The sequence below is a fragment of the Rhodoferax aquaticus genome, from assembly GCF_006974105.1.
GTDB classification, from domain to species: Bacteria; Pseudomonadota; Gammaproteobacteria; order Burkholderiales; family Burkholderiaceae_C; genus Allorhodoferax; species Allorhodoferax aquaticus_A.
Window position 1 is genome coordinate 4,479,544 of sequence record NZ_CP036282.1, and the last position, 23,787, is coordinate 4,503,330.

21 protein-coding genes are annotated in these 23,787 nt (G+C 59.1%); 12 read left to right on the forward strand and 9 right to left on the reverse strand.

Annotated elements, in window-relative coordinates; all coding sequences use genetic code 11:
• Positions 1 to 69 precede the first annotated feature (69 nt).
• The 4 genes from EXZ61_RS20675 to EXZ61_RS20690 all read left to right on the forward strand — a co-directional run bounded on the left by EXZ61_RS20675 (position 70) and on the right by EXZ61_RS20690 (position 4,929).
• Positions 70 to 870 (forward strand): enoyl-CoA hydratase/isomerase family protein, encoded by an 801-nt coding sequence (locus tag EXZ61_RS20675; protein WP_142813812.1) that lies wholly within the window; start codon positions 70 to 72, stop codon positions 868 to 870.
• A gap of 7 nt (positions 871 to 877) precedes the next feature.
• On the forward strand, positions 878 to 2,149 hold the full coding sequence (locus tag EXZ61_RS20680; RefSeq protein WP_237219024.1) for a putative Na+/H+ antiporter: 1,272 nt from the start codon (positions 878 to 880) through the stop codon (positions 2,147 to 2,149).
• A gap of 28 nt (positions 2,150 to 2,177) precedes the next feature.
• On the forward strand, positions 2,178 to 3,893 hold the full coding sequence (locus EXZ61_RS20685; RefSeq protein ID WP_142813813.1) for a GMC family oxidoreductase: 1,716 nt from the start codon (positions 2,178 to 2,180) through the stop codon (positions 3,891 to 3,893).
• A gap of 277 nt (positions 3,894 to 4,170) precedes the next feature.
• Positions 4,171 to 4,929, forward strand: a complete 759-nt coding sequence (locus EXZ61_RS20690) for a TSUP family transporter (RefSeq protein ID WP_142813814.1) — start codon at positions 4,171 to 4,173, stop codon at positions 4,927 to 4,929.
• A 16-nt stretch (positions 4,930 to 4,945) separates the two neighbouring features.
• Here the strand turns inward: EXZ61_RS20690 and mrdA are convergent, their stop codons facing one another.
• The 4 genes from mrdA to EXZ61_RS20710 all read right to left on the reverse strand — a co-directional run bounded on the left by mrdA (position 4,946) and on the right by EXZ61_RS20710 (position 9,534).
• On the reverse strand, positions 4,946 to 6,901 hold the full coding sequence (mrdA, locus tag EXZ61_RS20695; RefSeq protein ID WP_142813815.1) for a penicillin-binding protein 2: 1,956 nt from the start codon (positions 6,899 to 6,901) through the stop codon (positions 4,946 to 4,948).
• Positions 6,902 to 6,980: 79 nt separating this feature from the next.
• Positions 6,981 to 7,511 (reverse strand): rod shape-determining protein MreD, encoded by a 531-nt coding sequence (mreD, locus tag EXZ61_RS20700; protein WP_142813816.1) that lies wholly within the window; start codon positions 7,509 to 7,511, stop codon positions 6,981 to 6,983.
• 34 nt (positions 7,512 to 7,545) lie between these two features.
• Entirely contained in the window at positions 7,546 to 8,466 is a 921-nt protein-coding gene (gene mreC / locus EXZ61_RS20705) for a rod shape-determining protein MreC (RefSeq protein ID WP_142813817.1), read from the reverse strand.
• Positions 8,467 to 8,490: 24 nt separating this feature from the next.
• Complete coding sequence (locus EXZ61_RS20710; RefSeq protein ID WP_142813818.1) at positions 8,491 to 9,534, reverse strand: rod shape-determining protein; 1,044 nt, start codon at positions 9,532 to 9,534, stop codon at positions 8,491 to 8,493.
• Positions 9,535 to 9,738: 204 nt separating this feature from the next.
• Here EXZ61_RS20710 and gatC point away from each other — a divergent pair, with 204 nt between their 5' ends.
• From gatC to gatB, 3 genes are read left to right on the forward strand one after another with little or no spacing between them, the layout of a single operon-like run.
• Positions 9,739 to 10,038 (forward strand): Asp-tRNA(Asn)/Glu-tRNA(Gln) amidotransferase subunit GatC, encoded by a 300-nt coding sequence (gatC, locus tag EXZ61_RS20715; protein WP_142813819.1) that lies wholly within the window; start codon positions 9,739 to 9,741, stop codon positions 10,036 to 10,038.
• A 15-nt stretch (positions 10,039 to 10,053) separates the two neighbouring features.
• Positions 10,054 to 11,571: an Asp-tRNA(Asn)/Glu-tRNA(Gln) amidotransferase subunit GatA gene (gatA, locus tag EXZ61_RS20720; RefSeq protein WP_142813820.1), complete on the forward strand. Its 1,518-nt coding sequence runs from the start codon at positions 10,054 to 10,056 to the stop codon at positions 11,569 to 11,571.
• 2 nt (positions 11,572 to 11,573) lie between these two features.
• Positions 11,574 to 13,100, forward strand: coding sequence for an Asp-tRNA(Asn)/Glu-tRNA(Gln) amidotransferase subunit GatB (gene gatB, locus EXZ61_RS20725; protein WP_142813821.1), 1,527 nt, complete (start codon positions 11,574 to 11,576; stop codon positions 13,098 to 13,100).
• Here the strand turns inward: gatB and EXZ61_RS20730 are convergent.
• Both EXZ61_RS20730 and pyrE read right to left on the reverse strand, forming a co-directional pair.
• Positions 13,093 to 13,734 (reverse strand): DUF4124 domain-containing protein, encoded by a 642-nt coding sequence (locus tag EXZ61_RS20730; protein ID WP_142813822.1) that lies wholly within the window; start codon positions 13,732 to 13,734, stop codon positions 13,093 to 13,095. The genes gatB and EXZ61_RS20730 overlap by 8 nt on opposite strands.
• A gap of 8 nt (positions 13,735 to 13,742) precedes the next feature.
• On the reverse strand, positions 13,743 to 14,447 hold the full coding sequence (pyrE, locus tag EXZ61_RS20735; protein WP_142813823.1) for an orotate phosphoribosyltransferase: 705 nt from the start codon (positions 14,445 to 14,447) through the stop codon (positions 13,743 to 13,745).
• A gap of 10 nt (positions 14,448 to 14,457) precedes the next feature.
• Here pyrE and EXZ61_RS20740 point away from each other — a divergent pair, with 10 nt between their 5' ends.
• Positions 14,458 to 15,249, forward strand: coding sequence for an exodeoxyribonuclease III (locus EXZ61_RS20740; protein WP_142813824.1), 792 nt, complete (start codon positions 14,458 to 14,460; stop codon positions 15,247 to 15,249).
• A gap of 24 nt (positions 15,250 to 15,273) precedes the next feature.
• Here EXZ61_RS20740 and EXZ61_RS20745 read toward each other — a convergent pair whose 3' ends face one another.
• Positions 15,274 to 16,284, reverse strand: a complete 1,011-nt coding sequence (locus EXZ61_RS20745) for an AraC family transcriptional regulator (RefSeq protein ID WP_168224843.1) — start codon at positions 16,282 to 16,284, stop codon at positions 15,274 to 15,276.
• A 202-nt stretch (positions 16,285 to 16,486) separates the two neighbouring features.
• Here EXZ61_RS20745 and EXZ61_RS20750 point away from each other — a divergent pair, with 202 nt between their 5' ends.
• Positions 16,487 to 17,695 (forward strand): alkane 1-monooxygenase, encoded by a 1,209-nt coding sequence (locus EXZ61_RS20750; protein ID WP_168224844.1) that lies wholly within the window; start codon positions 16,487 to 16,489, stop codon positions 17,693 to 17,695.
• A 10-nt stretch (positions 17,696 to 17,705) separates the two neighbouring features.
• On the opposite strand, the gene EXZ61_RS20755 is transcribed toward EXZ61_RS20750, so the two are convergent.
• Positions 17,706 to 18,563 carry a M48 family metallopeptidase gene (locus tag EXZ61_RS20755; protein ID WP_142813826.1) on the reverse strand — a complete coding sequence of 286 codons (858 nt, stop codon included), beginning with the start codon at positions 18,561 to 18,563 and terminating at the stop codon, positions 17,706 to 17,708.
• Between the two features lie 176 nt (positions 18,564 to 18,739).
• On the opposite strand from EXZ61_RS20755, the gene EXZ61_RS20760 reads away from it, so the two are divergent.
• From EXZ61_RS20760 to EXZ61_RS20770, 3 genes are all read left to right on the forward strand, one after another.
• Positions 18,740 to 20,332: an AmpG family muropeptide MFS transporter gene (locus EXZ61_RS20760; RefSeq protein ID WP_142813827.1), complete on the forward strand. Its 1,593-nt coding sequence runs from the start codon at positions 18,740 to 18,742 to the stop codon at positions 20,330 to 20,332.
• Between the two features lie 127 nt (positions 20,333 to 20,459).
• Positions 20,460 to 21,179, forward strand: coding sequence for a response regulator (locus EXZ61_RS20765; protein ID WP_142813828.1), 720 nt, complete (start codon positions 20,460 to 20,462; stop codon positions 21,177 to 21,179).
• A gap of 8 nt (positions 21,180 to 21,187) precedes the next feature.
• Entirely contained in the window at positions 21,188 to 22,474 is a 1,287-nt protein-coding gene (locus EXZ61_RS20770; protein WP_237219025.1) for a sensor histidine kinase, read from the forward strand.
• A gap of 307 nt (positions 22,475 to 22,781) precedes the next feature.
• Here EXZ61_RS20770 and waaF read toward each other — a convergent pair whose 3' ends face one another.
• Positions 22,782 to 23,735, reverse strand: coding sequence for a lipopolysaccharide heptosyltransferase II (gene waaF / locus EXZ61_RS20775; protein WP_142814350.1), 954 nt, complete (start codon positions 23,733 to 23,735; stop codon positions 22,782 to 22,784).
• Between the last annotated feature and the right edge of the window lie 52 nt (positions 23,736 to 23,787).

The window sequence follows — 23,787 nt, forward strand, 5'->3', positions numbered from 1 at the left end:
CCCTGTGAAGACCCAGGCATGTTTTAAAACCCATTGCACGCAAAATAGGACAAAGGAGACACCCCCACCATGACCACCAGCGCCGTTCACCCCAGCAGCTTTGCCCACGAGGAACTGGCCATTGAGCAACGCGGCCCGGTGCTGTGGCTCACCATCACCCGCGAAGAGCGGCGCAACGCCATGAGCCACAAGGTGCTGGCCAGCTTGGCGCAAGCCATTGACGCAGCCCAAGCCTTGCGCGACATACGCGCCATCGTGCTCACCGGTGCAGGGAGCAAGGCCTTTTGTGCGGGGGCCGACTTACAGAGCGCTAACGCGTTTACCACCGACTACTCAGAACCCCATGGCCATTTGGCCCAGGTGCTGCGCGCCGCCAAGGCCAGCTATGTGCCGTTGATTGCGCGGGTCAATGGCGCCTGCATGGCGGGCGGCATGGGCCTGCTGTCCATGTGCGACATGGCGGTGGCCGCTGAGCACAGCATCTTTGGACTGCCCGAGGTGAAGGTGGGCGTGTTTCCCGCGCAGGTGCTGAGCGTGCTGCAGCACCTGATTCCTAGGCGCAAGCTGGTGGAAATGTGCATTACGGGCGAGCCTATCAGCAGCGCGCAAGCCGTGGAGTACGGGCTGGTGAACTACGCCGATGCCGACTTGGACGCCAAGCTGCAATGGCTGTTGGACCGCCTGTTGGACAAATCACCCGCAGCCATCCGCCGGGGCTTGTACACCATGAAGCGCGTAGAGGCCATGGCGTTTGAAGAGTCCATGGCATTCACCGAGAGCCAAATTGCCCTCTTCACCTTGACCGAAGACGCTCGCGAAGGCCAGTTGGCCTTCCAAGAAAAACGCAAGCCGCAATGGGCTGGAAAGTAAATACACCGTGAATACCGACATCACCCACAGCGCCACCATTCAAACCATTGGCGCCATCATCTTTGGCATTGCCTTGGTGCACACCTTTTGCGCCAAGTTTTTTGAATCGTTGGCGCACAAGCACCCGTCGCATGGCGGGCTGTTTCACCTGCTGGGTGAGGTGGAGGTGGTGTTTGGCTTCTGGGCCTTTGTGCTGATCGCTTGCATGGCCATGCTGGCGGGCAGCACCCAGGCGATTGCCTACGCTGAGTCGCGGCACTATACCGAGCCCTTGTTTGTCTTTGTGGTGATGGTGGTAGCTGCTTCTAAACCGGTGCTGGTGGCGGTACAAAACGCCTTGGGCGCAGTGGCCCGCGGGGTGCCCTTGCCCACGCCTGTGGTCTTGGCGTGGATGGGCTTGGCGGTCGTGCCGTTGTTGGGTTCCTTCATCACCGAGCCAGCTGCTATGACGCTGGCGGCGCTGATGTTGGCACCCCAGATCTTTCGCCCCGAGATGCCTGAGCGCACCAAGTACGCGGCACTGGGCGTGCTGTTTGTGAACATTTCGATAGGCGGCACACTCACCTCGTATGCGGCCCCCCCGGTCTTGATGATTGCGGGCGCTTGGAACTGGGACTCTGCCTTCATGGCCCGCACTTTTGGGTGGAAAGCCACCATCGCAGTCGTCGTGAATGCCACCGCTGTGGTGTGGATGCTGCGCAAACACCTGGGCCCAGTACCTGCAGAAACAAACACCAATGCGGTCCATGTGCCTTGGTTTGTGAGCGCAGTGCACTTGGCCTTTTTGGCGGCGGTAGTGACCTTGGCGCACCACCCGGTCTTGTTCTTGGGACTGTTCTTGTTTTTCTTGGGCTACACGCAGGCCTACGAACGCTTCCAAGCGCCTTTGATTTTGAAAGAGGGTTTGCTTGTGGGCTTTTTCTTGGCCGGGCTGGTGCTGCTAGGCGGCATGCAGCAGTGGTGGCTGCAGCCCATTGTGTCTAGCCTAGCACCCACGGCCCTGTTCTTTGGCGCGCTAGGGCTCACGGCCATTACCGACAACGCGGCCCTCACCTACTTGGGCTCTTTGATTGAGGGCATGTCAGACCCTGCCAAGTACATGCTGGTAGCCGGTGCGGTAACGGGCGGGGGTCTGACCGTGATTGCCAACGCGCCCAACCCTGCGGGGGTGGCGTTGTTGAAAAAAGGCTTTGCCGAGCAATCCATCGGTGCAGGCGGCTTGCTGCTGGGGGCTTTGCTGCCCACCGCCGTAGCCGCTGCTGCATTTTTTTGGCTGTAATTCTGTTGCGATAGACACCAAGGGCACCATGCAAGACACCACGTTTGACTACATCATTGTGGGCGCTGGCACAGCGGGCTGCCTGCTGGCCAACCGCTTAAGCGCTGACGCATCGAAGCGCGTGCTGCTCATCGAGGCGGGCCGCAAGGACGACTACCACTGGATTCACATTCCGGTGGGCTACCTGCATTGCATTGGCAACCCACGCACCGATTGGTTGTTCAACACAGCCGCTGAACCGGGGCTCAACGGGCGCGCGCTGCGCTATCCGCGTGGCAAAACGCTGGGTGGTTGCAGCAGCATTAACGGCATGATTTACATGCGCGGCCAAGCCCGCGACTACGACCAGTGGGCCCAACTGGTAGGCGACCCCAGCTGGGGCTGGGCCAGCAGCCTGCCCTACTTCAAGCTCCACGAAGACCATTACAAGGGTGCCAATGCGCACCACGGCGCACGCACCACGCCATCCGAGGTACTGACCGCCGATACCACCCAGTACGGGCATGTGCTGCGCCACCACCAAGCGGGTGGTGAGTGGCGCGTTGAAAAACAAAGACTGCGCTGGGATGTGCTTGACGCTTTCGCGCAAGCGGCGGTGCAAGCGGGCATTCCCGCGACCGACGACTTCAACCGGGGCGACAACGAGGGCGTAGGCTACTTTGAAGTGAACCAAAAAGCGGGCTGGCGCTGGAACACCGCCAAAGCGTTTTTGCGCCCCACCTGTTATGCCCGCCCCAACTTTGAACTGTGGACCAGCGCCCAAGTCTCCAAGCTGTTGACGGCCCCCAACACCACCGACGCCGCTGCACCCTTGCGCTGCACCGGTGTGGAGGTGTGGGACGGCAGCACCATGGTGCAGGCCCATGCGCGCCTAGAGGTCATTGTGTGCGCAGGTGCCATTGGCTCGCCCCAGTTGCTGCAGCTCTCGGGCATTGGGCCTGCAGACCTGTTGCAAGCCAAGGGCGTTGCGGTGCAGCATGCGTTGGAAGGTGTGGGCAGCAACTTGCAAGACCATTTGCAGATTCGCGCCGTGTTCAAGGTGAGCAACACCAGCACGCTCAATACACAGGCCAGCAGCTGGCTGGGCAAAGCGCGCATTGGCTTGGAGTATGCGTTCAAGCGCACCGGGCCTATGAGCATGGCACCTAGCCAGCTGGGCGCGTTCACCCGCAGCGACCCAGCGCAACCCTATGCGAACTTGGAGTACCACGTGCAACCGCTCAGCTTGGACGCCTTTGGCGAGCCGCTGCACCGCTTTGACGCATTCACCGCCAGCGTGTGCAACCTGAACCCAACCAGCCGGGGCACGGTGCACATCACCAGCCCGCAGTTTGGCGATGCGCCGCACATTGCACCGAACTACCTGAGCACCGATACAGACCGCCAAGTTGCCGCAGACTCCTTGCGCCTGACCCGGCGCATCGTAGAGCAGCCCGCCTTGCAGAAGTACCAGCCGCAAGAGTACAAACCGGGCGTGCAGTTCCAGACGGACGCAGAGCTTGCCAAGCTTGCCGGCGACATTGCCACCACCATTTTTCACCCCGTGGGCACTTGCAAAATGGGCGGAACGAGCGATGCGATGGCGGTGGTAGATGCACGCCTCAAGGTGCATGGGGTGGCGGGCTTGCGCGTGGTTGACGCCAGCGTGATGCCCAGCATCACCAGCGGCAACACCAACTCGCCCACGCTCATGATTGCGGAGAAAGCGGCGCAGTGGATTACGCACGCGCATCTTGCGTCATGAAGGGTAAGTCCTAATGTGTCTGCAGTTACCGAAGAGGTACATTAATCCTATGGATGCGGCGGCAACTGCAGACGATTGAACAAGCTGAACCGACACGAAGTGACGCCGAGGAGACGGCTAACAACAAATTACAATCACTGCACCTAGAGATGCAGATTCAAAAGCACTGGCTGGTCCAGTGCTTTTTTTATGGGCAAATCAGCCCGCATCGCCCATTCATATTGCGCATAACGCTACGTTATTGATAGCACACTGCGCTTGCTAGACAAGGTTTCCTATGGAACTCGTTGTAATGTCGCTAGCCTCCATGTTGGCAGGCTTTGTAGATTCCATAGTGGGCGGCGGCGGCTTGATTCTGGTGCCGGCCTTGTTTGCCGTCTTTCCCACGACCCACCCTGCCACACTCTTGGGCACCAACAAAGGCGCGTCCGTCTGGGGTACCGCCATGGCCACCGTGCAGTACAGCCGGCGGGTGCAACTACCGTGGGCGGCTTTGCTGCCTGCAGCCCTTGCGGCCTTCATGGCGTCCCTTGCTGGGGCCTGGTTGGTGACCGTGGTGTCGCCAGAATTCTTACGCAAGCTCCTCCCACTGATTTTGGTAGGCGTATTGGCTTACACGCTGCTCAAAAAAGACTTGGGGCGCACCCATGCGCCGCGCTTTAGCGGCAGACGTGAGCTGCTGATGGCCTGCGTGGTGGGCACCAGCATTGGGTTTTACGATGGTTTTTTTGGACCCGGCACGGGCAGCTTCTTTGTGTTTTTGCTAGTGCGTTGGATGGGCTATGACTTCTTGCACGCCTCGGGCGGTGCCAAGCTACTCAACACGGCTAGCAACTTGGCCGCTATTGTTCTGTTTAGCCTCAAGGGCTATATCTGGTGGCATTTTGTACTTGCGATGGGGATTGCCAATTTGCTTGGCAGCTTGGCGGGTACGCACTTGGCCTTGAAGCACGGCACGGGCTTTGTGCGGGCTGTGTTCATTACGGTCGTTTCGGCCTTGATTGTCAAAACCAGCTACGACGCATTCTTGCGCTAGGGGAGCTCAGAGTGCCTTAGCGAGCAATCGGTGGCGGTGGCCACGGCAATTCTGCTGCCACGCGTGGCGTGCCGGTTGGCACCGTAGCCAAGCCTTTGCTGACAGCTGCGAGGTCTTCTTCGCTGGGGTACTGTCCTAGCAACCAATAGTCAAAAGCGCGCCTCGCAATCGGCGCAGCCGAAGCAGAACCAAAACCCGCGTTTTCCACAATCACCGCCAAGGCGATCTTGGGATCTTCGGCGGGTGCAAAGGCGACATACAGCGAATGGTCCCGCTGACGCTCTTCCATCTTGGCGGCGTTGTACTTTTCTTTTTGACTCAGGCCCACCGCCTGTGCAGTACCCGTTTTGCCGCCGCTGGTGTAGCCCGCCCCGGCAAACACCTTGGCCGAGGTACCGGCTAAGGTGACGCCCACCATGGCTTTGCGAATGATCGCGATGTTTTCAGGTTTGAACCCGAGATCCACCGGGGGCTCGTTCGCCACGGGCACACGCACACGGGTGGATACATCTTGCGTGGCGACGACCAATTGCGGTTTGTGCTTCACGCCGTTGTTGGCCAAGGTCGCCGTGGCTTGCGCCAACTGCAACATGGTGAAGCTGTTGTAGCCCTGTCCAATACCTAAGGAAATGGTTTCCCCTGCATACCACTTTTGCTGGTCTGGGCGCTTGTAGTACTTGCGCTTCCAGGCTTCGCTGGGCAAAACCCCACGCACCTCGCCCTGAATGTCGATGCCCGTCAACTGCCCAAACCCTAAGGGGGCCATGAAGTCATGCATGGCGTCCACGCCCATCTCGTTGGCCAACGAGTAGTAGTAGGCATTGCTGGACTCTACGATGGAGCGGTGCATGTCCATGGGGCCACCACGCTCATTCTCCGGACTACCGAAACGGTGACCCCCAAACATGTAAAAGCCAGGGTCGTTGATGATGGTGGTGGCTGCGCGTGTGCCGGTCTCCAACGCGGCAAGACCCATAAACGGTTTGTAGGTAGACCCGGGGGGATAGGTCCCGCGCGAGGCCCGGTTGAGCAAGGGCTTGTCTGGTGACTCATTCAAGGACTGCCAGTTTTCCTGGTCAATGCCTTCGACAAATAAGTTGGAGTCAAACGTGGGCTTGCTCACAAAAGCCAGCACCTCGCCAGTTTTTGGATCTATAGCGACCAAGGCACCGCGACGCTCACCAAACATGTCTTCGATGAGCTTTTGCAGTTTGATGTCGATGGACAAAATAACCACATTGCCCGGTGAAGCTGGGTTGCTTGCGAGCTTGCGCACGGCGCGCCCCCCTGCAGAGGTTTCGATCTGCTCGACCCCGGTGGTTCCATGCAGGGTGCTTTCGTAGCTTTGCTCTACCCCTAGCTTGCCTATGTACTCGGTGCCTCGGTAATTGGCTTGGTCATCGTTGTCTTCAATCTTGGCTTTCTCGGCTTGGTTGATGCGCCCGATGTAACCCACCACATGGCTGGCCAGCTCTCCATAGGGGTAGTTGCGAAACAAGCGTGCCTTGATTTCCACCCCAGGAAAGCGAAACCGCTGCGCCGCAAACCGCGCGACCTCTGTCTCGGTCAGGCGGCTGCGCACGGGCAATGATTCAAAGCTTTTGGACTCGTCCATCAGCTTCTTAAATCGCCGCCGATCGCGAGGTGTAATGTCCACCACCTTGGCGAGATCGTCCAAGGTTTGCTCCACGTTAATGCTTTTTGAGGGCGTGAGTTCTAAGGTGTAAGCAGAATAGTTAGTGGCCAACACAACGCCGTTGCGGTCCAAAATCAGGCCACGGTTAGGCACGATAGGCACGATCGACGTGCGGTTGCTTTCCGCTTGGGCACGCAAGTCATCATGACGCCAAATTTGCAAGTACACCAAGCGAACGGCCAGCAGCAAGAAACAGCTGATCACCACCAAGCTCATCACAAACACGCGCAATCTGAACCGCGCGAGGTCAATCTCTACGTTGCGCAGCTCGGTCATCGACGGCCCCGCAAAACCATTGGCACCGCAACAGCGGGGCTAACAACGCACACAAACAAGGGCAGCACGCGCACCATGGTCACAAGGGACGGTTGGCGTCTGGGTCAGGGGCACGGCGTTGCGGCGCTAACAAGATAACGCTGGCAACGGGCCACAGCACTGCTTCAATCAAAGGTGCCAAAAACATCCACATGCCAGGAAACGTACCACCACCTAACATGCGCAACACCAGCTGCACGAGATGGGCAAGAAAGAACAAGGGCAGTATTTGCGCCGCCTGCGACGGCACAGAAAACCACAGCAAGCGCCGGTGGATCGTGATGGCAAGAAAACTCAACACGGTGTAGGACATCGCGTGTTGCCCCAACAGCCCGCCCTGGTGCGCATCGACCAACAAACCAAACACAAACGCTGCGCCAATGCTTACGCGCAAGGGTTGGTGTACGGTCCAAAACACCAAGACGACCGCCAATAAGTCGGGACTCCATGGTGCGCGGCCCAAAGGTCCCATGTTCAGCAGCATGTTGAGCAACAAGGCCGCCACCAAGCTACCCCACACAAACAAGGGATTCGCGGGCAGCAACAGCTGCTGGCCTTGGCGCATGATCATGTCAACACCTCCGGGCCCCTAACACATCGTTCATTCATCGCACATCTCCACGTTTGGCACCGACCGTGGGCGCATCTGGAACGGGTCTGGGCGGAACCGCTGCAGCAATGGGATCTAACACCATCACATGGCCAGCACCGGCAACCAGTGCGAGTGGGACACAGTAAATGCGTGCAAACACAGCGTCGACACGGCGCTCTACCTTTTCAACACGGGCTACCGGCAGTCCTGGTGGGTACACACCATCTACACCGCTGGTCGTTAACAGGTCACCCACCGCGACATCGGCGTTGGCGGCCATAAAGCGCAGCTCCATCGCATCCGCGTGGGTGGATGTATCACCGAACGCTACGCCACGTGCGCCAGTGCGAACGTTGAGCACGGGTATGGCGTGGTCCCGGTCGGTCACCAGGGTCACTTCGCTCACAAAGGGATAAACCCGCGTCACTTGACCAAGCACACCTAGCTCGTCCAAGACCGGGGAACCCAGCCCCACGTTATCGGCCATGCCCTTGTCGATCACCACCTTGCGGGTGTAAGGGTCTGCGGCGTCATAGATCACCTGCGCAGCTAAGGCCGGTGAGCTCAAGCGTTCACGTAAACCCAAAAGTTTGCGCAAGCGTTCGTTTTCAAGCAGCAAGGGCTCAACTTGATTGGCCCGTTGCGACTGCAGGTTGAGGCGCTTTCTCGCTTGGGCTTGCTCTTGTTGGGCCGTGGCCAGGCTGTCAAAGTAGTGGACACTGCCCTCCACCAAAGCAACGGGCTGCAGAGCCAACCACTGCACGGGGTAGAGCACAGTAGCCAGTACCTGACGCAAGGGTTGCATCATTTTGAAACGGGCATCAGCCACCATCAAAAACAGCGCCAAAGCGCTGAAGACGGCCAGCTTGGACAGGGCCGACGGGCCCTGGCGAAAGAAGGGAGGGGGATCTCTGTCCAGCGTACCTAATGGCATGGTACGGGCATCGCTGACGGGGGGTTATTCGCTGGTGAAAATGGAACCCAGACGCTCCATCTGTTCGAGCGCCATACCGCAACCACGCACCACGCAGGTCAAAGGATCTTCGGCCACCAACACTGGCAAGCCAGTTTCTTCGGCCAGCAGGCGGTCCAAGTCACGCAGCAAGGCACCACCACCGGTGAGCATCATGCCTCTGTCGGCGATATCTGCGCCCAACTCAGGAGGCGTTTGCTCCAATGCGTTTTTCACCGCCGACACGATGTTGTTCAGCGGGTCGGTCAATGCTTCTAAGATTTCGTTGGAAGAAATGGTGAAGCTGCGTGGAACACCTTCAGACAGGTTGCGGCCACGTACTTCCATCTCTTTGACTTCAGAACCAGGGAACGCAGAACCAATTTTTTTCTTAATGGCTTCTGCGGTGGGCTCGCCAATCAACATGCCGTAGTTGCGGCGGATGTAGTTGATGATGGCTTCGTCAAACTTGTCACCACCCACGCGCACAGAACCTTTGTAGACCATGCCGCCCAAGGAGATCACGCCCACTTCGGTAGTACCACCACCAATGTCGACCACCATGGAGCCGCTGGCTTCTGCGACTGGTAAGCCCGCGCCGATGGCCGCAGCCATAGGCTCTTCAATCAGGTAGACATCGCTGGCGCCAGCGCCCAGCGCGGATTCGCGAATGGCGCGACGCTCCACTTGGGTAGAACCACAGGGTACGCAAATGATGATGCGCGGGCTGGGCTTGAACACGCCACGGGGATGCACCATCTTGATGAACTGCTTGAGCATTTGCTCTGTGACGGTGAAGTCGGCAATCACACCGTCTTTCATCGGGCGAATGGCTTCGATGTTGCCGGGTACTTTGCCCAACATGGCCTTGGCTTCTTTACCCGCGGCTTGAATCGTCTTCTTGCCTTGGGGGCCGCCTTCGTGGCGAATGGCAACCACGGAAGGCTCATCCAACACGATACCTTTGTCACGCACGAAAATCAGGGTGTTGGCGGTTCCCAAATCGATTGCCAAGTCGGTAGAAAAGTACCGACGAAAAGACCCAAACATCACTATTCCTCTCAGGCACTGAAGGCACTTCGGCCTCCCGTCACCATGGTTTTATCGTTACAAAAAAATGGTAGTTCAGTGCGAAAGTCCGCGTTTTTACGGAACATGCACCAAAGGCAGGATAATAACCGAACCCTGTGAATAACTCGCCCTGAAACGCCGTTTCGGAGGCGATTTTCCTTTGAATCACACTCTTTTTAGACCATGTCACTGACATCCACCGACATCGCCCGTATTGCCAATCTTGCGCGGCTTGAACTTCAGCCCGATGAGAGCCAAAAAATCTTGGGCCAAATGAATGATTTCTTCGACATTGTGGAGAAAATGCGCGCCGTGGACACCCAAGGCATCGAGCCTTTGGCCCACCCTGTCGCGGTGATCAACGACATCCAATTGCGCTTGCGCGACGACGTAGTGAGCGAAACCAACCAACGCGAGGCCAACCAGCGCAGTGCACCTGCGGTCGAGCGCGGCCTGTTCTTGGTTCCCAAGGTCATTGAGTAACCCATTTCCCATCCCATGACGTCACCTCTTTCTACCCTCGCCCCCCATGACCTCACGGTGCATGCACTGAGCACGGCGCTGGCTGCCCGCCAAATATCGGCCGTGGAACTGGCCCAACACTTTCTGGACCGCAGCCACGCCCACGCCGATCTCGGCGCTTTTGTGGACTTCAACCACGAAGCCACGCTGGCCCAAGCCCGCGCTGCCGATGCACGCATTGCCGCTGGTCAAGCCCGCCCGCTAGACGGCGTGCCCATTGCGCACAAAGACATTTTTGTGACCCGCGACTTTGTTTCTACCGCAGGTTCGCGCATGCTCAAAGGCTACCAATCGCCTTTTGATGCCACCGTGGTCAACAAGCTGGCAGAGGCTGGTGCCGTGACCTTGGGCAAGCTCAATTGCGATGAATTTGCCATGGGCTCCAGCAACGAAAATTCCGCCCTCGTGCCCAGCGGCCACAGTAGCTGGGCGCCTGTGCGCAACCCGTGGGATACCCAACGCATTCCGGGCGGATCGTCTGGCGGCAGCGCTGCGGCAGTCGCTGCGCGGTTGGCGCCTGCTGCCACCGGCACCGATACCGGTGGCTCTATCCGCCAACCCGCCTCGTTTTGCGGCATCACCGGCATCAAGCCCACCTACGGCCGCGCATCGCGCTACGGCATGGTGGCCTTTGCATCCAGCTTAGACCAAGCAGGCCCGATGGCACGCAGCGCCCAAGACTGCGCCATGCTGCTAAGTGCCATGTGTGGTCCCGACCCAGACCGTGACTCCACCTCGCTAGACGTAGCGGCCGAAGACTTCACCCGCTCGCTGGATGACTCGATTGAAGGTTTGCGCATTGGCGTGCCCCAAGAGTTTTTTGGCGAAGGCCTGTCCGACGATGTGCGCGCCAGTGTTGACGCCGCACTCAAGCAGTACGAAGCACTGGGCGCCAAGTTGGTGCCTATCAGCCTGCCGCGCACCGAGCTGTCCATCCCGGTGTACTACATCATTGCGCCCGCTGAAGCATCGAGCAACTTGAGCCGTTTTGACGGTGTGAAGTTTGGACACCGTGCGGCCCAACATGGCGACTTGGCCGACATGTACAAGAAGACGCGCGCAGAAGCCTTTGGCGATGAAGTCAAGCGCCGCATCATGATTGGCACCTACGTGCTGAGCCACGGCTACTACGACGCGTACTACCTCCAAGCCCAAAAAATCCGCCGCATGATTGCCGACGACTTCCAAAACGCCTTCAAGTCCTGCGACCTGATTGCAGGCCCCGTGGCGCCTACCGTGGCTTGGAAATTGGGTGAAAAATCTAACGACCCCGTGGCCAACTACTTGGCCGACATCTTCACCTTGCCAGGCTCCTTGGCGGGCTTGCCCGGCATGAGCATTCCGGTGGGCTTTGCCGCGAATGCCGCTGACAAAGGCCTGCCCATTGGCATGCAACTGTTGGGCAATTACTGCCAAGAGGCCCGTCTGCTCAACGCAGCCCACCGCTTTCAACAAGCCACCGATTACCACCTGGCCAAGCCTGCAGGATTCTGACTATGAGTGAGACTGTGAACACATTCGAAGCACAACAAAAAGGCCGCCCCACCGGCCCGCTGGTGCATGGCTACGAAGTCATTATTGGCTTTGAAACCCACGCCCAGCTCTCGACCCAGTCGAAGATTTTTTCGCGCGCCAGCACCGCGTTTGGTGCCGAACCCAACACCCAAGCCTGCGCCGTGGACCTGGCCTTGCCCGGCACGCTGCCGGTGATGAACAAGGGCGCGGTAGAGCGTGCCATTCAGTTTGGCTTGGCCGTGGGCTCCCACATCGCGCCGCGCAGCATTTTTGCGCGCAAAAACTACTTCTACCCCGATCTGCCCAAGGGCTACCAAATCAGCCAGTTTGAAATTCCTGTGGTGCAAGGCGGCGCGGTGGAGTTCTTCTTGGGCGAAGAGAAAAAATCGGTACGTTTGGTGCGCGCCCACTTGGAAGAAGACGCAGGCAAGTCCTTGCATGAAGACTTTATTGGCCAGAGCGGCATTGACTTGAACCGCGCGGGCACCCCACTGCTGGAAATCGTGACCGAGCCCGACATGCGCTCCAGCGCCGAGGCCGTGGCCTACGCCAAAGAGCTGCACAAGATCGTGACTTGGATTGGCATTTGCGATGGCAATATGCAAGAAGGCTCTTTCCGTTGCGACGCCAACGTGTCGGTGCGCAAACCCGGTAGCCCTTTAGGCACGCGCCGCGAGATCAAGAACTTGAACAGCTTCAAGTTCATGCAGCAAGCGATTGACTATGAGGTGCGCTGGCAAATCGAGCAAATTGAAGATGGCCGCGCCATTGAACAAGCCACGGTGCTGTTCAACCCCGACACGGGCGAAACGCGTGCCATGCGCACCAAAGAGGATGCCGCAGACTACCGTTACTTCCCTGATCCAGACTTGCCGCCGCTATGCATTTCGAAGCAGTGGATCTATACGGTACGGGCGCAAATGGCCGAATTGCCCCGCGTGATGGCCTCGCGCTTCGTAGCAGACTACGGGTTGAGCGAGTACGACGCTACCCAACTCACCCAAGGCCAAGCTTTGGCCAAATACTTTGAAGTAGCAACACAGATTAGCGGACAAGCAAAGCTGGCCGCAAACTGGGTGCTAGGTGAAGTCTCGGCATTCATCAACAAGCAGGCAATTGCCATTGATGATGTAGAGGTTCCAAACCCGGTTGCTGTTGGTGAATTGATCAAACGCATCGCAAGTGGGGAAATCAATGGCGGAGGAGCAAGAACCGCCTTTCAAGCCTTGTGCGAGAGATCGCACAAGGAAATTGCAGATCTAGCTGCATATATCGAAATGATCGACAAGATCATCCAAGATAAGGATCTCAAGCAGATGAACGACACCGGTGCGCTAGAAGCCATCGTGGACGAAGTCATCGCAGCCAACGCAAAGAACGTGGCGGAGTTCAAGGCGGGCAACGAGAAGGCGCTTAACGCGCTCGTGGGTCAGATCATGAAGGCCAGCAAGGGCAAGGCCAATCCGCAACAAGTCAACGACTTGCTGCGCGCCAAACTGGCTATTTAGACACCGTCAACCAAAGCCGGCGCAGCCGAATCAGTTCGTCATCAAAGCGAACGTTCACGCGCCGCGCTTCGGCTTCTTGGTCGCTGATAAAGCGCTTTTGCACGGCTTGGCTGTTGTTGTTCTCTTCCACCTGCCTGCGCAAATAGGCAGGGGCCTTGCTCGGGTCTTTCTTGTAGAAATCCATCTGCTGGTCAATCGCCACACGCTGGCGAGCGAGCTCATCGAGGCGGTTGGTAGCGGCACTGGTGACAACCGCAATTTGCTTCAGGGCTTCGGCGCGCTCTTGGTCGTGCACAGCGCGGTCAGGGTAGCGAATCAGCAGCGCTTTGTCGCGGCGCTTGTCTTCTGCAATGCGCAACTGTTCATCAGCGGCCTGCTTGTCTTTTTTGTCCTGCTCTATGCGCTCCAGCGCGGTTAAGGTTGGCCCCACTTTGGCCTTCACGGTACCGCTGGGGTTCAGGATTTTTTGCTCGCGGTCAATACACTCAGGAATGGGTCTATCCGCAGTGAGCTTGCGGCCTTTGGCGTCAATGCAGGTGTAAACACCCGGCTCTGGTAGCGTTTGCGCCAGTGCGTTCCCCGCCACACACCCAACGCTTGCCGCTACAAAAACCCATCCCGCTGCTCGTTTCATTCCATCCCTTATTCAACTCCGTACCGTTCGCGGTAGGCCGACACCCTTTGGTGGTCTGCCGCGTCAGCCGCACCACCGCGGCGCGCCAAATAGTGCATCAAATCACTCAACTTCGCAATGGCGCACACGTGTAACCCTAAGTAACTTCTTACGTATTGCACGGCGCTGTAGTCCACGTCTTGGCCGTTCTCAGTGGCCTTTTCTTGGCGATCGAGTGCGATGCACACCGCATGCGGTGTGGCGCCTGCCGCTTTGATGATCGCAATGGACTCACGTGCCGCGGTACCTGCGGACATCACGTCGTCCACAATGAGCACCCGCCCTTGCAGCGGCGCACCCACTAAGCTTCCGCCTTCGCCGTGGTCTTTGGCCTCTTTGCGGTTGTAGGCGTAAGGCACGTTGCGGCCACGGCGCGCTAACTCCACCACCAGCGCAGCCCCCAGCGGAATACCCTTGTACGCAGGGCCAAACACCATGTCGAATTCGATACCGCTGTCCAAAATACGCTGCGCATAGAACTCGGCCAATCGGCCCAGTTTGGCGCCATCGTCGAACAGGCCCGCGTTAAAGAAGTAGGGGCTCAGGCGGCCCGCTTTGGTTTTGAACTCCCCAAACCGCAGTACGCCACAATCTAGGGCAAACTGAACAAAGTCTTCGGCCAAAGCGTCATGCGTTGGCGCTTGTTCATGGGATGTTGCAATACTTTCTGACATGGGGAATTCCTTGTTTAAACTGACCAGCCTGAACCTTAACGGCATACGTTCTGCCACCACCAAAGGCCTAGAGGCCTGGCTTGCTGCGGCCCAGCCTGATTGTATTTGTGTGCAAGAAGTCAAGGCCCAAGCGCCTGACGTAGAGGGTCGCTTTGAACACCTCTCGGGCCTCAAAGGCCACTTCCATTTTGCGGAGAAGAAAGGCTACTCGGGCGTTGGCGTCTATACCCGGCACACCCCCAGCGACGTGATCATTGGCTATGGATCCTCCGAATTCGACAGTGAAGGGCGCTACGTGGAAGCCCGATTTGACACGCCGTCACGCAAGTTCTCCATCATCAGCGCCTACTTTCCCAGTGGCTCCTCGGGCGAAGAGCGGCAACAGGCCAAGTTTCGGTTCTTGGACGAGTTCTACCCCCATCTGCAAGGGCTCAAAGGCCAACGCGAGTTCATCTTGTGCGGTGACATCAACATCGCGCACCAAGAAATCGACCTCAAAAACTTCAAAGGCAATAAAAAGAACTCGGGCTTCTTGCCCGAAGAACGCGCTTGGATGACCCGGCTCACCACCGAGGGCGGCATTGTGGATGTCTACCGCCAGCTAGAACCCACTGCAACGGATGATTGCTACACATGGTGGAGCAACCGGGGCCAAGCCTATGCCAAGAACGTGGGCTGGCGTTTGGACTACCACCTGGCCAGCCCCACGATCGCTGCCACAGCACGCAGCCACGGTATTCACAAAGCGGACAAGTTCTCAGACCACGCGCCGCTCACCATCCATTACGACTTCACGCTGTAAGCGCTGCCTACGCCACCCCTTTGCTTAGGCACTGGGGGTCTGGCGCATCGCTTTGGGCGACACCCCAAACCAACGCCGCACCGTGCGGCTGAAGTTGGAGGTATCCACATAGCCCAGTTGGGCGGCAATCTCTTCGACGGTGTGGGTGCTGTGCTGCAGCAAGGCCAGGGCGCGGACTTTGCGGTGGGTGTCCAGCAGCTGTTGAAACGAGGTGCCCTCATGTTGCAACTGGCGCATGAGCGTGCGGGAGGACACGCCGCACTGCGCTGCCACTTCCGTGAGCTGCGGATAGCGGCCCGTGGCTGCATCTTCCAACACACGATTGACCTGCTCACGATAGCTGCGCTGGGCGATCGGACGCAAGGCGAGTTCGCACTCATGGCAGGCATTGGCATGGGCATGGGCGTCTGCCCCTATGCAAGGCAGGGCCAATGTGCGCGCACTAAAGCAAAACCGTAGGCTGGGTTGGTCAAACAAGAGTTCTAGCGGTTGCACCCGCAGGTACTGGGAAGCCCAAGGCGGCTTCGGCACCGGGAGCTCTAAGCGCACCCCGCAAGGCCACTGGCCCAACGCGCTTTCAATGACCCTCATGAATGCGGCAATGACGGTGTCCATGACAAAGGTGCGCGCATCGCCCCAATCCAGCCGCGCAGTGGCCTGCAAAACACCCCCCTGTGCAGTGGCTTGGTAGGTCCACGCAAACGAGTCATCGCGCACCGCGCCGAAGCGCGCCAAGGCGGCCAAGGCATGGTGTAAATCGGGCGCTGTCACTGCGGCGTAGCCCAAAGGACCATGGGCTGACACCGGGGCTTGCCAGCCCAAATCCAGCCCCAGCCAAGGCTTGCCCGTCGCGGCCATGGCTGCACGCACCAATGGAATCACGGTATCGCGGGGCAAGCCAGCGCCATCGCGCTGCAGCGTGTCCCATGCCAGTTGGGCACTGGCTAACACACGGTCGCTGTCCACCTCGGCCTTCTGCAAGAGCATGCGCAAGAGCCGTGCGTAAACGGGGTGCACCACGGCGAGAGACTGCATGGGGGGGGTTGCTGGCATGGGTGTTGTGGGTAAGAAAACCTGCTTGGTGTTTTCCCTTAAACCGTGTCGCAAACACGGTGTTTGGCAGTTTATGACGACTGTTTGGCAGCGCCATCGGTGGTTACCCCGGTCTTTAGCCACCACACTGGCCCCATGCCCTGCGCAGTGCTTGCTGCAGGGCGCATTACAAGGAGACCCGCCCATGTCGAGCACGTTTGCCACCAGCCCTTCCCAGGAGCCCCCCACCACGCCCTACACAGACAAAAAACGCTTTGCCTGGATTTTGTCGCTGCTGGTGCCTTTGTCCATCGCCGCCGGCCCGGTCATCTGGCTATGGCACCCGCAGACATGGGTGTTGTGGCTGCCGGTGTTCTTTACCTATTGCATTGCCCCTTGCTTGGACTGGTTGCTTGGCACGGACACCAGCAATCCGCCCGAATCAGCCGTTCCTGCCTTAGAGGCAGATCCGTACTACCGGCGGGTGACGTTCGCACTGGTTCCCTTGCTGTGGGCGGCGTTTATCTATGCCGCGTGGTTTAGCCAGACGGCAGACCTCACCTGGGCGGGCCAACTCGGCCTGATCATTGCCACGGGCGGCGTGGGTGGTTTTTGCATCAACCTAGGGCACGAAATTGGCCACAAGCGAGCCCCTCTGGAGCGCTGGCTCGCCAAGTTGATCTTGGCGCCTAGCTTTTATGGGCATTTCACGGTGGAGCACAACCGGGGCCATCACCGCGATGTCGCGACGCCCGAAGACCCCGCATCGTCACGCATGGGCGAAACCATTTGGCGCTTTGTTTGGCGTGAGATGCCAGGAGCCTTCAAGCGCGCTTGGGCCCTGGAGCGAGAACGCATGCGGGTGGATGGCCAAGCCTTGTGGTCGCTGCGTAACGAAATCTTGCAACCCGCATTGATTACGGTGGCACTGTGGAGTGCGCTGTGCGTGTGGCTAGGGCCCCAAGTGCTCTTGTTTTTGATACCCGCAGCCCTCTGGTCCAACTTTCAGCTCACGTCTGCCAATTACATTGAACACTATGGCTTGCTGCGTCTGCGTGACGCCAACGGTCGGCTGGAGACCTGCAAGCCTCAACACTCTTGGAATAGCAACCACGTGTTTTCCAACTGGGCCACGTTCCATTTGCAACGCCATTCTGACCACCATGCGCATCCGCTGCGGCGCTTTCAATCCCTGCGCCACTTTGCACAAGCACCCCAGCTGCCCAACGGCTACTTTGGCATGTTCCCCGTGGCCTACATTCCGCCGCTCTGGTTTGCCGTGATGGACAAGCGTTTGCTGGCTGCGGTGAACCATGACCCAGAGCGCATCAACTTTGACCCGCGCAAAAGGGAGACATTGATCGCCAAGTACCAGCTCAAGCCAGTCATGGCAGCGACGGCTTCAACCCGTTGACTGGCTGCGGTTACCCTTTTTTGGCGCGCTCGTACAAAGGCAAGACCTTGGGCAGGTTGGCCTCTATTTCAGCAATCCGGGTGGAGCCGGATGGGTGCGTAGACAGCCATTGAGGCGGTGCATTTTTATTGGCGGCGCTCATCTTCTTCCACAGGCTGACACCTGCTCGGGGGTCAAACCCCGCGCGGGCCGCAAGCTCCATACCCACCAGGTCAGCCTCTGATTCGTCACTGCGGCTGAACTCCAAGGTCAGCAAATTTGCGCCCCCGCTGGCCACCGTGTCGGTAATGCGGTGATCAATCCCAAAGTAACTCGATATCAACGCTCCACCGATACGGGCCACGCTGTGCGTCACGGCAGTCTTACCCATGCGTTCGCGGGCATGCTCGCGCAAGGCGTGTGCGATCTCATGCCCCATGACCATGGCCACCTCGTCGTCACTGAGCTTCAGGGTTTGCAAGATGCCGCTGTAGAACGCGATTTTTCCGCCAGGCATGCAAAACGCATTGATTTGCGGAGAGCCAATTAAGTTGACCTCCCATCGCCATTCTTTCGCCCGTGGGTTCCACTCCGAAGTGAAAGGGATGATGCGTTGCGCAATGCCGCGCAAGCGCTTGAGTTGCAAACTCTGGTCTGACGCCAAGGCTTTGCTTTGCGCGGCCGTGCGCAGCATCTGCTGGTACTGCTGCGCTGCCGACTCTTCCAACTGCTCAGCCGACACCAGCTTAGTGAAGGCAGAGTTGTTGCCTACATCGACCCCGTCGCGGGCTGACAGCGTCAGCGGTAAGACCAAACACACGACAAGACTTGCCCGGCGCAGCTGCGCAAGAGCTCTGCGGGGCTGGGTGCTAATGGCTGGATGGGGCATGGCTTTCGGCTTTCTAAGGGATATGAGGCGACTTGGGACCAAAGCAATAGGTACTATTCTTGCGTCTATCTCTCTGCGTGGAAGCATAAGCCAAACGGTGGTGCGAGCAGCCACGCAAGCACCCCTCGGTGTATCTACCCACGCATCTGTTCACACGACCCCATTACCATTGCGGCATGACACAAGCGCTCTCTCCTTCTCCCGCCGCCCCTCCCAAGCTCAGCTGGGCCCAATCCATAGCCGTCTACCTCAAACCGGGGCCTTTGCGCATGCTCGCGCTGGGCTTTGCGGCGGGTTTGCCCCTGTGGTTGGTTTATGGGGGCCTGGGCACATGGTTGGCACAAGCGGGCGTGAACAAGGCCACCATTGGTCAGCTGAGCTTGGTCACGCTGGCCTACACCTTGAAATGGTTGTGGGCCCCCTTGGTGGACCGATTGCCCATTCCTAGGCTGACGCGCTGGCTGGGGCAACGCCGCAGTTGGTTGATTCTGGCCCAAATCTTGATCATGCTGGGGCTCACCGGCATGGGCAGCACCGAGCCACTCACACTGCTGACGCCCATGGTCTGGTGCGCGCTGCTGGTGGCCTTCAGTTCAGCCACCCAAGACCTGGCGCTCGACGCGTTTCGCATCGAATCCGCAGACGAGACCGAACAAGCGGCCCTGGCCGCCACCTATCTGATGGGCTACCGACTGGCAGCCATTTGGTCAGGTGCCTTCTTGCTCAGCATCGTGGGCATGATGGGCTCACCCGATAAAGCCAACTATTTGGCCTCCGCCTGGCAGTATGGCTTTTACGCCATGGCAGCCAGCATGTTGGTCGGCATTGTGGCCGTGGCATTCTCCAAAGAACCTGTGCCGCGCGACTTGGTGGCCCAGTCCAACGAGGTCGCCCAAGTCAGTGCTCAGTTCGCCTCTCAAGGCCTCGCCTTCTCGGTCCCCTTAGGCCTCACGGTGCTGGGTATCTTCACCCTGCTCTTCTCCTTGGTGCTAGGTGCCCTGTCTGCCCTCTCCAGCACCTATGTGTGGTTGGGCGCGGGCTTGGCCATTGTCGGCTGCGTGTGCTTGGACCGCAGCATAGGGACTCAGCACCTGATACGCCTTCCACTGCCCAAGGCGCTCGTAGCCCCCATTGCTTGGCTCAACGTGCTGGGTTACACCCCGCTTGCCGACTTTTTGCGCCGCTATGGCCGCCATGGCATGTTGATCCTTGCATTGATCGGCACCTACCGCATCAGCGACGTCGTCTTAGGCGTCATGGCGAACCCCTTTTACGTAGAGCTCAAGTTCACCAACCTGGAACTGGCCGGTGTGACCAAGGTCTATGGCGTGATCATGACGCTGGTGGGCGCCTTTATTGCCGGGGCCATTGCCCCCCGCGTGGGCGTGATGCGGGTCATGATGCTGGGCGCGGTATTCAGTGCATTGACCAACTTTTTGTTCGTGTGGCTGGGCCACCAAGGCCATGACCTCACAGCGCTGACTGTGGTCATCTCTGCTGACAACCTGGCAGGCGGCATTGCCACAGCCGCTTTCATTGCCTACTTGTCGGCGCTGACCAACATCAAATACACCGTGACCCAGTACGCCCTGCTCAGCTCGGTGATGGTCTTCGTGCCCAAACTGCTGGGCGGCTACTCCGGCGTTTTTGTAGAAACGTATGGGTTTGACACCTTCTTCACGGGCACCGCGCTGCTGGGTATTCCTGTATTGGCGCTGGTGTGGCTGGCGTCCAAGGCCAAACTGCACACAGATATCAAGAAGCCATAAACTGGCTGCAGCGCTCACAGATATTGCGCAAGCAGCTACCAAATAGATAGCACTGGTTTACCTAACTTTACAGAGGCTTGACGCAAGAAGTACACACGCGCGCAGGCCTGCGCGCTAGACTTCTGGCATGCCGCACAACCTCCTGATCATTGAAGACGATGCCCGCTTGGCCCACATGGTGGCCGAGTACTTGGGGCAAAACGGATTCACGGTGCGCCATGCACCCGATGGCCTCACCGGCCTCGCCCTGCTGAGCAGCACCCCGGCGGATGCCCCTGTGGACCTCATTGTGTTAGACCTGATGCTGCCTGACATCGACGGCTTGGAAGTCTGCCGTCGCATCCGCACCCTACCCAGCCCAGTGGCCCAAACATCGCTTGTGATGCTCACCGCCAAAGGCGACCCCATGGACCGCATCATTGGGCTGGAGCTTGGCGCCGATGACTACCTCCCCAAACCCTTTGAGCCCCGCGAGCTGCTCGCGCGCATTCGGGCGGTATTACGGCGCAAGGGGGACACGCCGGCGGAGCGTGAGTCACAGATACTGAGCTTTGGAACGCTCAGCATCGACCGCGATGCCCGCATCGTCAGCGTCGGTGGCAAGCCCTGCGAGCTCACCTCCTACCAATTCGACATCTTGGTCACGCTGGCCGAGCGGGCCGGGCGCGTACTCACGCGCGAACACATCATGGAGGCCGTACGCGGACGGGAACTCGATGCGTTTGACCGCTCCATCGACGTGCATATGGGGCGCATCCGTGCCGCCATCGAGGCAGACCCCAAAGACCCACGGCGCATCCTCACGGTGCGGGGCGTGGGCTATGTGTTCGCACGCCAGCAAGACTAGCACCCGTGTTGCAAAAGCTGTACGTACGCATTTGGCTGGCCGTGGTGTTGGCTGTGGCGGTACTCACGCTCTTAGTAGGTTGGGCTTGGCGCATGGCTGCAGAACCTCCGTTGCGCCAAGTGGTGGTGCGCAACCCCAACGGCGATGTCATAGGCAGCGGCCAGGCACGCATGATGCGCCCGCCGGGCGACCGGCCCACCCCCCACAAACGGCATATGCAAGGCGAGCCCATGCGCCCGCCATTCACCACGGAGGCCGAGACGGACGATAACGACGCTGAGGCGGAAGTCCGGCCAAGCAGCGCGCAAGGCAGTTTTGGCGCGGGCCCCGAGTTCCTAGTGCGTATGCAAGACGGGCAGGTGCTGCACTTGCACCTGCCTCGACCCAACCCCTCGCCTTGGCGGGCACCTTTTGGCTTTTTGTGGACCCTTGGGCTGGTGGCTGTGGCGGTCGCGCTAGCCACCTACCCCATCGTGCGCAGACTCACCCGCCGGCTTGAATCGCTGCAGCGGGGTGTGCGCCAATGGGGTGATGGCGACTTAAGTGTGCGGGTAAACGCACAGGGCACGGACGAAGTAGCAGACCTTGCGCAAGGCTTTAACCATGCCGCGCAGCAGATTGAATCCCTGGTCAAAGCCCGTGACGCCTTGCTGGCCTCCCAAAAGTCTTTGCTAGCCAATGCTTCGCATGAACTGCGGTCCCCCTTGGCCCGCATTCGCATGGGGCTAGAGCTCATGGGTGGGGCCAGCAGCGCAAGCCGTGAAGAAATCGCACGCAGCATCAGTGAGTTAGACCAGCTGATTGAGGAGATATTGCTCGCCAGCCGCTTGGACTCCCAACAGGCCGACATGGGCACGGTGGAGCAGGTGGAGCTTGTGGGCCTGCTCGCCGAAGAATGTGCACGCAGCCATGCGAGCTTAGACGTAGAACAAGCCACGCTGCTGGTCCCCGGAATCAGCAAGCTCTTACGGCGTGTGGTGCGCAATTTGTTGGAAAACGCCAACCGCTATGCCTCGGGCGAGGTCACGGCCATCGCGCGGCAAACCGGTGCGGTGGCGATTGTTCAGGTCTGCGACCGGGGGCCGGGTGTCCCCGACGCCTTGTTGGACCGCATTTTTGAGCCTTTTTACCGCATCCCCGGGGCCTCAGAGCGCGAAGGCGGTGTGGGCTTGGGTTTGGCCTTGGTCAAATCCATCGTCATACGCCACCAGGGCCAGGTGCGCTGCTTTAACCGCCCGGACGGTGGGCTGTGTATTGAGATCCAACTTCCGATGCAAGGCGCCGAAAAAGCTTGAGCCAAATCAAACTTTTGGGTACGTAGTGGGGCCCCAAAGCCCCGGATTCATAACAATTCAGGAAAATTCACCCGAATGGGGGATACCTGCAGTGGCACACACTAGGTACAGTACATCCAACTGCTGTCACAGTTCAAACGGATCGAAGAAACGCCAAGCAATAGGCCACTTCAAATGTTCCAACGACGTTCCTTCGGGAACTTTACAAAGCCACCTCACGGTGGCTTTTTTTTGTCCGCAGCACGCTGGAAATTCAATGAATACAAGGAAAAAGTGGGCCTATCGCCCATGAATACTGCGCAAGCAGCTACAAATACCGTAGCACGTCACTGGGCTGAATATCGTTCAGACAGCGGGTGTGGCCCAAGGCGCACTCGCGGGCAAAGCAAGGGGCACAGTCCAAGGGGGGGTGGTAGCTGGCATCGGTTTTGAGCCACAGCACTTGGGCTTTGGCGCTTAAGGGCGGCGTGTGCATGGGGCTGGACGACCCAAACACCGCCACCTGGGGCACGCCAAACGCGGCGGCCACATGCATGAGGCCAGAATCGTTGCTCACCATGGCTTTGGCGGCGGCAATCAGGGCCAAGGCCTGGTCCAAGCTGGTGCGGCCTGACAAGTCCACACACTGGCCGGGCTTGGCGGCAGTCACCGCCGTGGCAATTTCGTGACACAGCGCGGCCTCTTTGGCCGACCCTAGCAAGACCACCGGCAACTGCAATTGGCGCGCCAAGGCAGCAAAGTGGCGCGCGGGCCAGCGTTTGGCCGGGCCGTACTCGGCACCGGGCGCAAAGACATAAAAGCCTTGGGGCTGCAGTTGCAAGGTCTGCAAGGCCTGCGCCACAGCGTGTTGGTCCAACTGCAAATGGGGTTGGTCTTGCTCCAGCCCCGTTTGCCCACTCAAGGCGGAATAAAACGCCACCATGGGCGGGCGCTCGCCCTCGGGTGGATTGGGCAAACGCTTATTGAGCAGCACATAGCGCGACTCGCCTTGGTAGCCCACCCGTTTGGGCACACCCGCCCACCAAGGCAAGAGCGCACTTTTCAGGGAGTTGGGGCACACATAGGCCACGTCAAACTGCCCGCGCAACTGGCGCGCCAAAGCACGCCGAGCCGCCCACTGCAAGCCACCATGCGCAAAAGGCAACTCCACCACAGTGCTCACCTGGGGCATGGCGCGGTAGACCGGAGCCACCCAAGGCAAGGCGCCTACGGTCAAGCGCTCACCGCGCGCATGCAAGCGGCGCAGCAAGGGCTCGGTCATCACCGCGTCCCCAATCCATTGGGGCGCGATGACTAGCGCACGCGGGCGGTTA